The sequence below is a fragment of the Terrilactibacillus laevilacticus genome (assembly GCF_006517395.1).
GTDB lineage: Bacteria > Bacillota > Bacilli > Bacillales > Sporolactobacillaceae > Terrilactibacillus > Terrilactibacillus laevilacticus.
The window spans coordinates 91815-107852 of record NZ_VDCY01000006.1 but is presented as its reverse complement, the minus strand read 5'-3'; the positions used below and the strand labels follow the sequence as shown (position 1 = coordinate 107852).

Genomic DNA, 16038 nt, shown 5'->3' with positions numbered 1-16038 from the left:
TATAAATATAAAAAATAATAAGATTGATGAGGGTCTAGTTTTATCATGTTTAAAACAGACCCTCATGATTTAATTCAATGTCTTGATCCAAGCGTTGACAGTCATCACCTCTGCCTGGCGAGGAAACACTTTTTCGGTGAGGACGCGATGGACCTCGAGATCGGCATCGATGCACGCATCTTTGAGTACTGTTAATGAAAAATCTTTATCCGCTGCTTCACGTAATGTTGATAGAACAACGCCACTTGTCGATATCCCACTGAGAATAAGTGTATCGATTTGTCGGGAGCGAAGGATAAGTTCGAGAGTGCTACCAGCGAATGCGCTGACGCGATACTTTGTCACAATAGGTTCGTCTGCTTCGGGTTTAACCGCTTTGTGAATTTGTGTTGATTCATCTGAAGTGGTCATACCTCCAAGTTTTGATATTCCTGAGAATCCCTTATTTCGTGGGTTGATTTCAGGATAACCTTTACTAAATCCAACACGAACAAAAATAACTGGGATATTGTTTTCTCGTGCACTGGCTAGGGCTTTTTGTACCGGAACAAGGGCCTCCTTGTTTTCTGTAAACCGTGATACAATGCCATTTTGCATATCCATAACCAATAGGGCTGCTTTGTCAGAATAATTTTGCATGGTTTGTAAACTCCTTTTCATTAAGTTATATTAAGTGGAGAACTCTATCACTTATATTAAATGGAGATGTCTCCGTTTGTCAAGATGTTTGTTATATTATCTTAGGGAGTGAATGATAATGGAAGATGGGAAATTAACCTACATGCGTACTGAACGACGTGATGCAGCTAAGAACCGTCAGCGTATTTTGGATACTGCTCTGATGCTATTTGAACAGCATGGTGTTGAACAAGTTAGCATGAATCAAATTGCCATAGAAGCTGGAATTGGACCAGGAACACTTTATCGACGTTACCGAAACAAAGGAGAATTATGTCTCGATTTAATTAAAGATAATGTTGTTCTTTTGTTTGAGGATATTGATATGTATTTTGAGCAAAACCAATCAGAGCCACCTAGTTTGAGATTAAAAGGAATCCTTAGCTTATTTATCCGGTTCAGAGAAAATAAAGCGCAATTACTTAAGGGTGTCGAAGACTCTGAGGTAACCAATCGAAAGAAATCTAGAAGTCCGTTATATGACGAATTAAATCAAATAATTGTTAATCTATTTAATGAGATAAATGCAGAAAAAGAATCTCAAAAGAACAGTGTCTTTCAAGCTGACATGTTACTAACCGTATTAAAAAGCGATTCTTACTTATTTCAAAGGGAAATTAGGGGATATACACCTGAGGAAATTTTGGAACAGATCTGTGAGATATTTATTTCTTGATCAATACATCCAGCTCGATCAGAAGAGCCTAAATACAGGCCTCACTGGAAATGAAGATACTCCGTTTGCTGAATTCCAACAGGCATGGTGAAAAACATATAAGTAAGCCAGCAGTTCTTCATATTTGAACTGCTGGCTTTATTGAATGCTTATCAATTAAAATGTAGTTTCGCAGTTTTCATCTAAACTATTGTCTGAAAAAGAAAATGTAAGAATCACTATTGTCCTAAATAGGTTTGTGAATCAACCAGTTCTCTACGATTATTGGTTTGCGGGTCGATCACTTTTCCTTCCGCATTTTGATCCTTAATATATTGGACAAAGACATCTGTATCGAGGCCATTCAATGTATCGATCATGTTCCCTTTTTTAAAGGCGGAGAAACCATCGCCTCCTCCATAAAGAAAGTCATTAATAATCACGCGATACGTTTTGTTTAAGTCAAATGGCTGCCCGCTGTCTGTCGTAATGCTAGCCACTTTGTAATGATAGGTTGAATCATTAGGTGATGGCGCATATTGGTATTTCAAACCAGCCACTTGAAGGTAATAGTATTCGTTGTCATACTGCTGATTCAGTGCCTCTAAAATATCCGAACCTTTCATTTCGACGATTTGAAGAAAGTTTCCGAATGGTTGAACAGCCTGTGCACTCCCCCATGTTATTTCATTTTTTCCATCAGTTGTCGGATTCGAAATTAAATCTGAACGAATACCACCGTTGTTGGTCATCGCAAAATCAACGTTTTTTCCTTCTTTATTCGCTTCAAAAAGTTGTCCATCAACAATTAGATCACCGAGTGCTGTCTCTAGTTTGTCACCATCTGTATATCTTGGATAGACAGGCTCTTTTGCATAACCAATAACACTATTCACAATAGGAGCTACTCGTTTTTTAGCGTCTGTGATAACATGGGTTATTTTTTTTACAGGTGTCACGTTATTACGTTCGTTATACCTTACGATGGCAGCAGGCGCCTGAACGAAATCCCCCGTTTTTGGATTAATTTCTCCTCGGATATCATCAAATGCTTTTCCAAAACTTAAGGCTTGAACAATGCGAGTGCTCTCTACCGTTCCATTTCCAAATTGATGGGAGTGGCCAGCAAGAACAAGATCAACCGAGTTGTTTGGATCTTCTTTGTAGACCTTATTCATCACATCGACAGCATCTCCACTTATGGATCCTCCTGAAGCTTCTGGTCCAGCCGGAGAACCAGGGGTAGACACACCCGTATGATCCAAAACAACAATGGAATGAACACCTTTCTCTCTCAACTCTTTGGCATATTTTACAATCGTGTCGGCCTCATCAAGAAAGTCGATATTCTCGATCTGGCTATGGAGGATCACGGTGGTTGCCTTAGTTGTCAATAAACCGATAAATCCAATTTTTACTTTGTGACCTCCGCTTTTTACCGTTTTAATGACATAAGGTTTAAACCCTTCAGGAATTTGTCCTGTTCGTTTATCTATAACATTTGCCGCCACGATATCCATCCTTGATTTCACTTGTGGATACGTGCTGACAATATCCGTGCCGTCATTCGTTTGAAACTGGTGTCTTGGATCTGGTTTTTTCCCCAATAAAATTCGTTTGAACTCAGGTAATCCTTCATCAAATTCATGATTTCCTAAAGTCCCTACTTCAAACTTCATTAACTTTAGCACTTTCATAGTCGGCTCGTCCTGAAGAAGCCCCGATATAGCTGGGCTTGCGCCAACCATATCACCGGCCTGTACGCGAATGGAGTTATTGGTGGTTGCCTTCGGATTTTCTGACAAAAATTCACTTTCTGCCCTATCAAAATTCGCTGCCATGTAATCCATTCCGCCGATAGGATTTCCATTTATATCTTTAGAAACCGTATCTAAGTTCCCGTGTAGATCATTAATCCCTAACAATTGAATAGGAATAGTTGATTCTTTTGCCTCGGCGATCGATGAAGCATTATTTGAGACCGATAAAAAGCCCAAAACCATGGTAAGTGCTAGTGATAACTTACAAGTCATTTTCCCGATTTTCTTCACCTCAGATTTCCCCTCCATATCGATTAAATCGAATCATTGTCTGTCATTAAAAAATTTCGAGGGAAAACATGACATACCTTTATTAACAATAAAAAATGGGGTGATTTACCTATTTCTGTTTTTTTGTATTGTGAAAAAAGTTGGATAGCATGAGGATGATCGAAGAATACAAATGAGGCGATAATATGAAAAATATTCCATTGAGTTAAAATATTTTTAAAAATACAAAAAAACGATTGTATAAAAATTAAATATTAATTATAATGGATTAAAGTAAGACAATGGAACTAGGAATGTGAGGTAAAGTAACGTGGAACAGATAACATTAGAACAAATTCAGAGTATTATTAAAGAAAAAAATGTAGAGTTATTACATCTTCAATTTGTTGATATTGAAGGGATCTTAAAAAACATCACAATTACGGCAGAACAATTAGACGATGCTGTAGAAGGTAAAATTATGATTGACGGTTCATCTATTAAAGGTTTTTCACCCATCAATAAATCAGATTCTTACCTATTACCAGATCTAAATACGTTTGTCGTCATGCCTTGGACGGAAACAGACGGTTACGCTGAAGCGCGTTTCCTTTGCTCTGTTACCAATCCTGATGGAACTTTGTTTGAGGGAGATACACGTAACGTACTTAAGAAAACCGTTGCACGTGCTGCTGAAAAAGGATATACCGTTTCTGTTGGTCCTGAATTAGAATTTTTCTTATTTGAAACAAATGAAAAGGGCTATCCAACGACAGAATTAGGTGATAAAGGCGGATACTTTGAACCAGCTCCAAATGATTTAGGAGAAAAAGTCCGTATTGAAATCTTCAAAACTTTAAAAGCGATGGGATTAACAATAGAAGCCCTTCACCATGAAGTGGCAGAAGGTCAACATGAAATTAACTTTAAATATGATGATGCTTTAGGTGCAGCGGATTTAGCAACGACTTATAAATGGGTAGTAAAAAAGATTGCATCTCTATATGGATTGCATGCAACATTCATGCCGAAACCAGTTTTCGGAATCAATGGTTCAGGTATGCATGTTAACATGTCATTATTTAAAGATGGAGAAAATGTATTCTTTGATGAGTCTGATCAATTACAGCTTTCAACAGAAGCCTACTCATTCATTGCTGGAATTTTAGAAAATATGAAGAGTTTTGTTGCGGTAACAAATCCTCTAGTTAACTCTTACAAACGTTTGGTACCAGGTTACGAAGCTCCTTGCTACCTTGCTTGGTCTGCCTCAAACCGTTCAGCTTTAATCCGTATTCCTGCAAAACGTGGAATGGCTACTCGTGTTGAATTACGTTGTCCAGATCCATCTTCTAACCCATATTTAACTTTTGCAGTCATTGCTACTGCAGGTTTAGATGGTATAGAAAAAGGATTAAAAGCACCGGCTCCAATTGACGAAGATATCTTCCATATGACAGATGCCCGTCGTGCTGAACTTGGAATTGATAGTTTACCAGGTGGATTAGAAACTGCAATTGCTGAATTAGAAGCTGGTGAAATTGGTCTTAAAACGCTTGGGGAGCACGTATTCAATGAATATGTAGCCCATAAAAAAGCAGAGTGGGACAATTATCGTACAGCTGTCCATGCTTGGGAAATTGATAACTATCAATTTAAATTCTAATTATTCTAACAAAAATAGTTTTGGCGTTTAAGTTAAGAACATAATTTCTAAAATAGACCATCCTTTGTCTTTTTAAATTAATGACGAATGGATGGTCTATTTATATCAATAAATAGATTCTATTATAAAGTAGTGACACAACTAAGTTTGTCTTGCCACTTTAACATTCATTGATAAAATAGGACAAAATAGTTACAGATGTATCTTTATAGTAAACATTTGTTCATATAGCGTGGAAAAAGGGTTGATTATTTTTCTGAAAAGAGTAATAATAGGGATAAATTTTCGGTGAGTTACAACAGTAGGGGTTGTCATAATATGAAAGTTGTTAAATTTGGTGGAAGTTCACTCGCTTCGGGTGAACAAGTAAAGAAAGTATTTAAAATCGTTACGTCGGATCCTGAACGAAAAATAGTCGTCGTTTCAGCTCCTGGGAAACGAAATTCTAGTGACATAAAAGTAACAGACTTATTGATTAGTTGTGCAGAGAAATATCTTAAAAATGAAGATGCAAGTGATATTTGTGAAACGATTATAGAGCGATATCATAGCATAGCAGAAGAACTTAATCTCTCAAATGATATTATTCAAAAAATAACAGATGATCTTTTATCTTTACTTAATGGAGATAAAAGCAATCGAGCATCTTTTATTGAAGCAGTGAAAGCAAGTGGTGAGGATAATAATGCAAAGCTAATCGCCGCGTTCTTTAAGCATCAAGGCCTAGATGCACATTATGTTTCACCAAAAGAAGCAGGACTTTTAGTTAGTAACGATCCTGGAAATGCTCAAGTGTTACCTGAATCTTATGAGCGTTTATATGAATTAAGAAAAAAATCTGGTATTATTGTTTTTCCTGGCTTTTTCGGCTATAACGAAACTGGCGAGGTTGTAACGTTCTCTCGTAGTGGTTCGGACATCACAGGTTCTATTTTGGCAAATGGTGTGAAAGCAGATATCTATGAGAATTTTACAGATGTCGATGCGGTCTATGCTGTGAATCCTAACATTGTTAATCATCCTAAAGAAATTCGGGAACTGACCTATCGCGAAATGAGAGAACTTTCTTATGGCGGTTTTTCTGTTTTTCATGATGAAGCCCTTATTCCGGCTTTTCGTGCGGGAATCCCAGTCAATGTGAAAAATACGAATAACCCAGAAGCACCCGGCACCAAAATAGTAAATGATAGAGAAAATACAAATGGACCTGTCGTTGGAATCGCCAGTGATGAAGGGTTTTGTAGTATCTATGTTAGTAAATACTTAATGAATAGGGAAATTGGTTTTGGCAGGAGATTATTATTAATATTAGAAGAGTTTGGGTTATCTTATGAACATATTCCTTCTGGTATTGATGATATCACGGTTATTTTAAGACAAAATCAAATCGATGAGAACATCGAGAAACACATCGTTAAAAGAATTACCGAAGATCTTCATGCAGATGAAGTCAAGATTGAACGTAATCTAGTGCTTATTATGCTCGTAGGTGAAGGAATGCGTCAAAATATTGGAACAGCGGCAAGAGCCTCAAAGGCATTAGCCGAAGCAAAAGTCAATATTGAAATGATAAACCAAGGTTCATCCGAAGTCAGTATGATGTTTGGCGTAAAGGAATCCGTTGAGAAAAAAGCCGTACAAGCTTTATATGAAGAATTTTTTGTGAGAGTCATGGTTTAGAACAAACAGCCTAAATTGAGTGTGGCACTCAATTTAGGCTGTTTTTACATTTAAAGAAAGTATATAGAGCAGCCGAAGCCGCAAAAGGTTTCGCGAAATAAATTTGTTTTCGTTAGTTATATATTGTTATAAGAGGTTGTTCAAAAAGTCACCAAATGATAAGCTACGAATCTCGGCGTTGGCTCGTTTTTCCGGTCCTCATGTAGTAAAAACCTACATTCCGGTCCTCAAAACAGCGCCGCCTTGATCTTCTTGCTTCTAATTTATCGCCTTTTTGAACACGCACTATAAGGAAATCCTCTCTAAATTTTTTACAAAGATATCTATCAGATTTTTAAAGAAGTAAAAAAGGTGAAATTAAGGCTTTTAGAAGTCTTAATTTTTTACCCTTAAAGCTCGCCGACATTTCAGGAAGCTAGACCACTAATCCATGCTATTAAGTATACTAAAAGTGTATCTTTTCTAAGTTTTTTTACTTTAACAAAATGTCTCTCCCAAAAAAACAATTGTATTTTTCAGAGGAATTTACTATTATAAAGAAGGTATTGGGTGATATTAGTGATATGAAAAAATCGCCTTTCCGATTGCTAAAATGTGACATATGAAGTGAGAATGGTTTGAAGGTAAGCTTTTGATAGATTGAAAAAGTGATGCCTACTTCATCATTTCTAAACAACATCGTAAGCCTGAAGTGATTTGGGCACTTGATCATCTAAGAGGAGGAAATGAAGTGGCGAACAAAGAACTGAAGAGAGGTTTGGGTGCGCGTCACATCCAAATGATCGCTCTAGGCGGTACGATTGGCGTTGGGTTATTTAAAGGATCGACCAGCACAATTGGGTGGACAGGTCCATCTGTCTTACTTGCTTATGCCATTGCTGGTGTATTTATCTTTTTTATCATGCGTGCCATGGGAGAAATGTTGTACTTAGAACCAAGTACAGGTTCTTTTGCAACATTTGGCCATAAGTACATACATCCATTAGCAGGTTACATGACTGCATGGAGTAACTGGTTCCAATGGGTTATTGTTGGAATGTCAGAAATTATTGTTGTTGGGGAGTACATGAAATATTGGTTTCCAGAGTTACCTGCTTGGATACCAGGTATTATTGCTATGGTGATTCTTGGAACAGCGAATTTAGTTTCCGTTAAATCATTTGGAGAATTTGAATTTTGGTTTGCGATGATTAAAATTGTGACCATCATATTAATGATTATTGCTGGGATTGGTCTTATTTTCTTTGGATTTGGTAATGGAGGAGACGCCATCGGTCTATCGAATCTTTGGGCACATGGAGGCTTCTTTACAAATGGTTTTACAGGATTTTTCTTTGCGCTATCCCTCGTCATTGCTGCTTATCAAGGGGTTGAACTCATTGGAATTACAGCTGGCGAAGCAAAAGATCCACAAAAAACGTTAACCAATGCGATACAAAGTACTATTTGGCGTATTTTAATCTTTTATATTGGAGCCATTTTTGTTATTGTCACGGTATATCCTTGGAATGAGCTTGGTTCACTTGGAAGCCCGTTTGTTTCTACTTTTGCAAAAGTCGGGATTACAGCAGCGGCTGGGATTATTAACTTTGTCGTCATTACAGCCGCCATGTCTGGCTGTAATAGCGGTATTTTTAGTGCAGGACGAATGCTTTATACATTAGGAGAAAATGGACAAGCACCGAAATTCTTTATGAAACTCACGCGTAATGGTGTACCATTGTACGGTACGATTGCCGTTCTCATCGGTTTAGCCGTTGGTGTTGTCTTAAACTATATTGCACCACCAAAGATTTTTGTCTATGTCTATAGTGCAAGTGTTCTCCCAGGTATGATACCTTGGTTTACCATTCTCATAAGTCAAATGCGGTTCAGAAAAGTAAAGGGAGCAGAATTGACTAAACACCCATTCAAAATGCCCTTTGCGCCTTTTTCAAATTATTTAACGATGGCTTTTTTAATCATCGTATTGATCGGTATGTGGTTCAATGATGACACACGTCTATCGCTTATTGTCGGAGTTATTTTCTTAGGGCTTGTTGCCATGAGTTATTACGCTTTTGGTATTGGCAAGCGACCTTTTGAACCTCCCGTCGATCAGAAAAAGAGTTAAGATATCATGCATTCATGATTGATAAATGATTTAACAACATCTGTGTACTTAGAAATAAGAACGCAGGTGTTGTTGTTTATAAAGATGTTTTAAGGAGAAGTTCACTAAGTTGTTGTGAGGGGACAGTATACTTTTGAAAATTGGGAGTATTGCTATCAAATAAACAATGCTATTCTTTGGACATCGATATAATACCAATGTTGAACTTACTATTAGAGGTTGTTCAAAAAGTCAACAAATGATAAGCTACGAATCTCGGCGCCCACTCGTTTTTCCGGTCCTCATGTAGTAAAAACCTACATTCCGGTCCTCAAAACAGCGCCGCCTTGATCTTCTTGCTTCTAATTCATCGCCTTTTTGAACACGCACTATTAATAAAATTCCTAAACAAATCACAAATGTTAATTTGAGGGGGTCATGAATGTGCAATTTAAAATAGATGATTTAACGGATTCCAAGGTTATTAAACTCGTAACCGAGCATTTTAATAGTATGGCTGAGCAGTCGCCTCCTGAAAGCATGCATGCATTAAATCTTGAAGCCTTGCGAAAGCCAGAAATCACATTTTGGAGTGCATGGGAAGGAGAGGAATGTATAGGCTGCGGGGCCATTAAGGAACTTGATCCACAACATGGAGAAATAAAATCGATGCGAACATCTTCAGCACATTTGAGAAAGGGTGTTGCAAAAGGGCTTCTCCAACACATCATTGAAGAGGCCAAACGTCGTGGCTACCTGAGAATAAGTCTCGAAACAGGACCAACGGATTCTTTTGAACCAGCTAGAAGACTTTACGCAAGTTTTGGATTTCAGTATTGTCAGCCATTTTCGAATTATACTGAAGACCCTAATAGCGTTTACATGACAAAGGAATTGTGAATTGGGTTAAAAATAAATTTTAGGGTCAAACAAATCACAAATAAGTTTAGTAAAATAAATGATTTGGATTTTCTTTAGAAGCAGTCTTTTAGAAGTTAGTTGCTCCTCCTGAATGCCAAGTCTGTACTTTTGGGTTTGAAACTTTCACATCTTCCTGATGATCCCATGTATCAACCGTGCTTTCCGTGACATAATTATCATCTAACCCATTGATCAACCACTTTTTCGCTTCTTTGTCGAAAATGAGACGGATTTTCTGACTGCGCTTATAGGATAAATCTTTGAATGGTTGTTGGCTTTTAAGTTTTATTCCATATTTATAAGATACGAAAATATCGCGTGAAGCATTTCAACGATCACCACTATACCAAATATCGATGCTGTCCATATCAACGATCATACCTAGGTAGGCTGATTGGATTTCTGTGATATATTTTTTAGCCGCATCAAATTCCGGTTTCCGCAACGATGTCTGATAATCTTGGACATTTGGGGTTGCCGATGTCAGTTTTGCGGGATCATTTTCAGTTGTTTCCCATAAGGAAACTTCCTGATTGAATTGATGGACTGTCTGAACAATCTTCTTTTGAATGTTCGAATCAACCGTAACTGAATTTTCTTTGCTCCAAACTGAGATCTTTTCATTTTTTATAAAAATACCGAGCTCGTTAATCATTTTTTTCTTTAACTGATAACTTCCTGGGAAAACAGGACCGTACGACATTGTTAAACGAATGAAATTCTTGAATCATTATTATATAATAACGTTTTTCGATATAGTCTTTCCTCTCTATTGAACACTTTAAAACATGAATATGAATAGCAGTTTGTTAGACTTAAAGATTCTATAGTGTTAAATTAAAAATTAATAAGAAAGGAGTGATCCTAGGTGAATGCAATTCCAGAAATAACGCTTAATGACGGGTTAACACTTCCAGCAATCGGTTTTGGTACGTACAAATTGAATGGTGCAGCGGGTGTAAACACGATAGTCAGCGCGATCGATGTAGGTTATCGTTTACTTGACTCAGCCTTTAATTATGAGAATGAAGGGGCGCTCGGTGAGGCGGTAAGGCGCAGTTCAGTCCCGCGTGAGCAACTACGTATTACATCTAAGTTACCTGGACGGCATCACGCCTACGACGAGGCTATCACAACAATTCAGGAATCTCTTTTACGAGCGGGATTAGATTATTATGACTTGTATCTCATACACTGGCCAAATCCGAGCAAGGATCTATATGTCGATGCTTGGAGAGCCTTGATTGATGCTAAGAAATGGGGACTTATTCGCTCTATTGGCGTTTGTAACTTTCTGCCGGAACATTTGGAACGCTTGATTCAAGAAACAGGTGTTACCCCAAGTGTAAATCAGGTCGAACTGCATCCTTACTTTTCTCAAGAAAAACAGAGAGCATGGGATAGGGAACATGGCATTGTGACAGAATCTTGGAGTCCGCTTGGGCGAGCGAGTACATTGCTAGAGGATAGCACGATTCAGCAGATTGCAGACAGCCATCATAAATCAATTCCGCAAATTATTCTTCGTTGGCACATACAGCTTGGTGCATTGCCAATCCCAAAAGCGTCATCTCCAGCGCGTCAACTAGAGAATCTAACATTATTTGACTTCTCGTTAACTGATGAAGAAATGCAAACGATTGGTCAGTTGAGTCAGCCAAATGGTCGGTTACAAAATCAGGATCCAGCCAAATACGAGGAGTTTTAAAATTGAGTTAAACGATAAATTGTTTTAACAGAGCTAAAAAAGATAAGCGTACACTTTGAGAGCATGTTTTAAAGAGAAACATGCTCTTATTATTTATTCGTATAAGAGGTTGTTCAAAAAGTCAACAAATGATAAGCTACGAATCTCGGCGCCCACTCGTTTTTCCGGTCCTCATGTAGTGGGATACAGGAGGACCTTCAACTAAAATCGCTCACGTCCTGTGGCGGGCGCCTGAAGCTACCACGTCATGTGGAATGCCGGTCCTCAAAACAGCGCCGCTCTTAGCCTTCTTGCTTCTAATTTGTCACCTTTTTGAACATACACTATAACTCATTTAAAGTAAATTTCTTAGGATTGTGACTTCTTAATTGTATAAGAAGTATTTTTAATACATAGAGACGAGACTGACTTGACATCATCACTTTACTCACCACTCATCACTTAAGTTAAGAATTTTCTTTTGTGAAATTATTTATTCGATTTTAAAAGATTCTTACACGATCTATAGGATGTGAAGTAAGACAGAATAAGAGGTGATTTATTTTGGATATTTACGCAAGAGTGGAATAACGGATATATAACCACACCTCATACTATGGACTACGAATCTAGGCTTTGATGCGCTCGAAGTAGAACCGTTTCCTGGAATGATCGAGCAAGATCAACGGAAATGAATAAAGTACAATGGATATCGGATGATCATAATATTGAATTGACCTATTGTTTGGGTCTATCGCCTGACATGGATCTGGCTTCTCCAGACGAAGCTACACGGGAAAAAGGTATTCGATTCATTCAAAACCTTATCAAATTTGTGGATCAATTGGGCGGAAGTCAGCTCAGCAGAGCTTAAACAGCGATTGGGCGGCCATGTACAAAAAAATCAAAAGACGATCATCGAAACATTGGAATGAGATCGATTCATACGGCACTAGTGAAATCCGTCAAATTTGGGCAATTGAATATCTATAATTACTATATCCAGGTTTATTGCAAGTCAATGCTTCCATCGCCTTGCCGAAATCAAGGACAGCGGCACTTCATAAGTCCACTGACTTAAGCGTTCTTTTATTTATTGAAACAGTGTTGCATCATCTTCCATCAGCATAAATTAAAACAATGGAGTCATCGCATTTTCAAATTATCCTTTCTTTATTGCAAGGAAAAACCTATTAGAGAAGTCAGCAAGAATCGGTATCAAGAAGCTAAATCAATTTATTCTCTTCATTTATTATGAAAGCGTTTCCGGTAGCGGTGATTTTGAGTATAATGCCAATACATTGAAAAAAGGAGGCAAAACAAAATGAATGCGATTACGTTGGTGATTGGCTCGATTTGCATCCTTGCGATAGCATATCGATTATACGGCACGTTTATGGCTGTAAAGGTTCTTAAATTGGATGATTCCAAAAAGACTCCCGCTCACGAGTTAGAGGATGGGAAGAATTATGTACCGACAAATCGCTGGGTCACCTTTGGGCATCACTTTGCTGCGATTGCTGCAGCTGGTCCCCTCGTAGGTCCTGTTCTTGCGGCACAATTTGGCTATCTTCCGAGTCTCCTTTGGCTTTTGATTGGTGCGGTAATCGGAGGAGCCGTACACGATACAGTCGTATTATTTGCGTCGATGCGACAAAAGGGGGAATCTTTATCTGAAGTTGCGAAGAAAGAATTAGGGCCGGTAGCAGGTTTTTGTACAGGGCTTGCCATGCTATTTATTATTACTATTACGATGGCCGGTCTTTCGATGGTGGTGCTCCATGCATTAGAACGTAATCCGTGGGGAACCTTCTCGGTCGGGGTTACGATCCCAATTGCCATGGCTGTCGGGTTATATCATCGAAAAACCGGAAATCTGAAGGTTGCGAGTCTAGTTGGATTTTTGCTTATTATCGTTGCGGTGTTCTGCGGACCGTTAATCAAGGACACGGCGCTCGGAGAATGGCTGACGTTCGATGTAAAAACGTTATCGATCATTTTGCCACTCTATGCATTTTTTGCTGCGGCTTTACCGGTGTGGTTACTATTAGCACCGCGTGACTATTTAAGTAGCTTTATGAAAATAGGCGTGTTTGTTGCACTTATTTTGGGGGTTTTTGTCGTAAACCCTACGTTGCAAATGCCTGCATTAACGGAATTCGTTCATGGCGGGGGACCAGTCATAAATGGTCCTGTGTGGCCGTTCATTTCGATTACGATTGCGTGTGGTGCTATTTCTGGGTTTCATGCTTTCGTCGGATCTGGAACAACGCCTAAAATGCTCGATCGCTGGAGTGATATTAAATTTGTCGGCTTTGGAGCCATGCTGGTGGAGTGCGTGGTCGGTATTATGGCGCTTGTAGCGGCCACAGCCCTACATCCCGGAGATTATTTCGCAATCAACTCGGCCCCAGAGGTATTTAAGACGTTAGGTATGCAAACGGTGAACCTGGCGCAGCTCAATCAGGAAATTGGTTTGGATCTTGAGGGGCGAACAGGCGGTGCGGTAACACTTGCTGTCGGAATGACCTATATTTTTACAGGGATTTCGTGGTTCAGCAATTTTGCGGCATTCTTCTATCAATTTGTCATCATGTTTGAAGCGTTGTTCATTTTGACGGCCATTGATGCCGGAACGCGTGTTGCCAGATATCTTATTCAAGATTTTGGAGGTACTTATTACAGCCCTTTAAAACGAGTGGACTGGGTTCCAGGTAATATTTTCGCCAGTGCTTTGGCTTGCCTGCTCTGGGGTTATTTGCTCTTCTCAGGAGATATCGGTTCGGTTTGGGTGTTATTCGGCGTTTCCAATCAGCTGATGGCATCGATCGGATTAATTGTCGGAGCTACGATCATTCTTAAATTTGCGGATAAGAGGCGATATATGTTGACGTGTTTGATTCCGCTAGCATACCTTTATGTAACCGTCAACTATGCGGGGTTTTGGATGGTGCAACATGTTTATCTGAATCCTGCGGCTCCTGGATATAGCGTCCTTAATGCTATTCTTTCGATATTCATGCTAATTTTAGGTCTAGTCATCCTTGTCACTGCCGCGAAGAATTGGATGGATAACTGGAATAATCCTGCTGCGAAAATACGCAGGGAAACAGGTGTAGTAGAGTAGATAGCATAACCTACAAGTAATGAAAGACAGTGCCAGCTAAGTTGGTATTGTCTTTTTCTTTTGCTTCTTTTCGAGCGAGGTAAGTAAGCTGCAAATATTTTCTTGATTTCTATATTTCTCTTTTCCTATTCATTACATATTTGAAGATAACCCGTAATAACGAACGAACATACTACCAGTGTCAGCAGGAGACCATTTCCTGATCTGTTTAATACATCTATTAGTCCATAAAAACCATACTTTTAAGTACACCTTCTTTTTTTAAATCTAAGATAAAATCACGATAATCCATAGTTTACTACGATCGTTTTAATCGAGTTCTGTTTTTAATAGGTTAATTAGTTCTAATAATTAGGTCTGATTTCCTATATGGCAGTTTACCGTGATTTTCTCAGCGTCATGTACACACGCAGCTATGATATTCCTTTCGGGTTTGAAAGATTGGATCTTAGTATGAATAGATTCCATATAAATTCTAAAATATTGATAGTTCAAAGGCAGGTACTATTCCTCGTTATCCCATTCAAACAACTCGATAAACCGCCTTGCGCTTTTGGAAAGATAGCGATTCTTCAACCACACAATTCCTACTTCCGATTGCACTGTGATATCAGGTAAGTCATATAACTCTATATCAGAAATGGAAAAAGAAGATAGGACAGATTTAGGGAGAATCGTGACACCTATTCCGGCAATAACAAGTGCAATCGTGATGGAGACACTTGAACATTCGCATATAATATTCGGTTCAAAGCCTAACCGCCGACATTCGTTGACAATTTTTTCATTCAGTTGAATGGTTCGATCACTTTTTAAAGCGATAAGGGGAATATTTTCTAAGTCTTTTAATAAAAAGGAAGACTGAGAAGGGCGCCAATTCCGGTTCTTAGGCACCACAATGACAAAAGGATCGGAGGGTAGACTTAGTGTTGAATATCTAGTTGGATCGTAATTTGATTCAAAGGGAAGTCTTGTTAAGACTAATTCAATATTCCGGCTCTCTAAATACTCACCTAATACGGAATGATCCCCTTCTAAAATTTTAAAGGTGACGCGTGGATATTGTTCGCGAAACAAAGCTATTTTTTGCGGTAATAAGGATACGCATGAGAATACAGAACCAATGGAAAGCATGCCTTGGATACCTTGATCTATTTCCTGTATCTCAGTCACCGTTTCATTAAGTTGTTGAATAATACTTTCTGCTTTAGCTTGTAAAATGGTTCCGGCTTCGGTTAATTTCATTTGTCTTCCACTTCGATCAAACAACGTGACACCGAGTTCTTCTTCGATCATTTTTAATTGACGACTCAATGGAGGTTGTTCAATGTTCAGTTTCTTTGCGGCTCGAGTAATTTGTCCTTCCTTAGCTATAGCTAAAAAATAGCGGAGCTGTCTAATATCCATTGCTTCTGATTCCTCCATACTGATTATACCTTTTAGGTATGATAAACAAATAAAACAGATATTATCCATATACCCAATAGGATGATATCATAAAA

11 protein-coding genes and 1 pseudogene are annotated in these 16038 nt (G+C 38.5%); 8 read left to right on the top strand and 4 right to left on the bottom strand.

Annotated features, from left to right (window positions below):
- Positions 1 to 69: 69 nt before the first annotated feature.
- The gene (locus FG390_RS09070; protein ID WP_141190736.1) at positions 70 to 639 is read right to left on the bottom strand and encodes a cysteine hydrolase family protein; all 570 of its coding nucleotides are present in this window, start codon (positions 637 to 639) and stop codon (positions 70 to 72) included.
- Between the two features lie 118 nt (positions 640 to 757).
- On the opposite strand from FG390_RS09070, the gene FG390_RS09065 reads away from it, so the two are divergent.
- Positions 758 to 1354 carry a TetR/AcrR family transcriptional regulator gene (locus tag FG390_RS09065; RefSeq protein ID WP_141190735.1) on the top strand — a complete coding sequence of 199 codons (597 nt, stop codon included), beginning with the start codon at positions 758 to 760 and terminating at the stop codon, positions 1352 to 1354.
- A 218-nt stretch (positions 1355 to 1572) separates the two neighbouring features.
- Here FG390_RS09065 and FG390_RS09060 read toward each other — a convergent pair whose 3' ends face one another.
- Positions 1573 to 3384, bottom strand: coding sequence for a bifunctional metallophosphatase/5'-nucleotidase (locus FG390_RS09060; RefSeq protein WP_246092736.1), 1812 nt, complete (start codon positions 3382 to 3384; stop codon positions 1573 to 1575).
- Positions 3385 to 3694: 310 nt separating this feature from the next.
- Here FG390_RS09060 and glnA point away from each other — a divergent pair, with 310 nt between their 5' ends.
- The 4 genes from glnA (at position 3695) to FG390_RS09040 (ending at position 9701) form a co-directional block, all read left to right on the top strand.
- Entirely contained in the window at positions 3695 to 5029 is a 1335-nt protein-coding gene (gene glnA, locus FG390_RS09055; RefSeq protein ID WP_141190734.1) for a type I glutamate--ammonia ligase, read from the top strand.
- Between the two features lie 318 nt (positions 5030 to 5347).
- The gene (locus tag FG390_RS09050; protein WP_141190733.1) at positions 5348 to 6709 is read left to right on the top strand and encodes an aspartate kinase; all 1362 of its coding nucleotides are present in this window, start codon (positions 5348 to 5350) and stop codon (positions 6707 to 6709) included.
- Between the two features lie 730 nt (positions 6710 to 7439).
- Positions 7440 to 8822: an amino acid permease gene (locus FG390_RS09045; protein WP_141190732.1), complete on the top strand. Its 1383-nt coding sequence runs from the start codon at positions 7440 to 7442 to the stop codon at positions 8820 to 8822.
- A 423-nt stretch (positions 8823 to 9245) separates the two neighbouring features.
- The gene (locus FG390_RS09040; RefSeq protein ID WP_141190731.1) at positions 9246 to 9701 is read left to right on the top strand and encodes a GNAT family N-acetyltransferase; all 456 of its coding nucleotides are present in this window, start codon (positions 9246 to 9248) and stop codon (positions 9699 to 9701) included.
- An 88-nt stretch (positions 9702 to 9789) separates the two neighbouring features.
- Here the strand turns inward: FG390_RS09040 and FG390_RS16285 are convergent.
- Positions 9790 to 10377 (bottom strand): annotated as a pseudogene (locus FG390_RS16285) (YvbJ-related protein).
- 213 nt (positions 10378 to 10590) lie between these two features.
- On the opposite strand from FG390_RS16285, the gene FG390_RS09030 reads away from it, so the two are divergent.
- The 3 genes from FG390_RS09030 (at position 10591) to FG390_RS09020 (ending at position 14536) form a co-directional block, all read left to right on the top strand.
- Complete coding sequence (locus tag FG390_RS09030; protein ID WP_141190729.1) at positions 10591 to 11430, top strand: aldo/keto reductase; 840 nt, start codon at positions 10591 to 10593, stop codon at positions 11428 to 11430.
- A 670-nt stretch (positions 11431 to 12100) separates the two neighbouring features.
- Entirely contained in the window at positions 12101 to 12283 is a 183-nt protein-coding gene (locus FG390_RS09025; protein WP_141190728.1) for a hypothetical protein, read from the top strand.
- A 450-nt stretch (positions 12284 to 12733) separates the two neighbouring features.
- Positions 12734 to 14536, top strand: coding sequence for a carbon starvation CstA family protein (locus FG390_RS09020; RefSeq protein WP_141190727.1), 1803 nt, complete (start codon positions 12734 to 12736; stop codon positions 14534 to 14536).
- Between the two features lie 504 nt (positions 14537 to 15040).
- On the opposite strand, the gene FG390_RS09015 is transcribed toward FG390_RS09020, so the two are convergent.
- Entirely contained in the window at positions 15041 to 15943 is a 903-nt protein-coding gene (locus tag FG390_RS09015) for a LysR family transcriptional regulator (protein ID WP_141190726.1), read from the bottom strand.
- Positions 15944 to 16038: the final 95 nt, after the last annotated feature.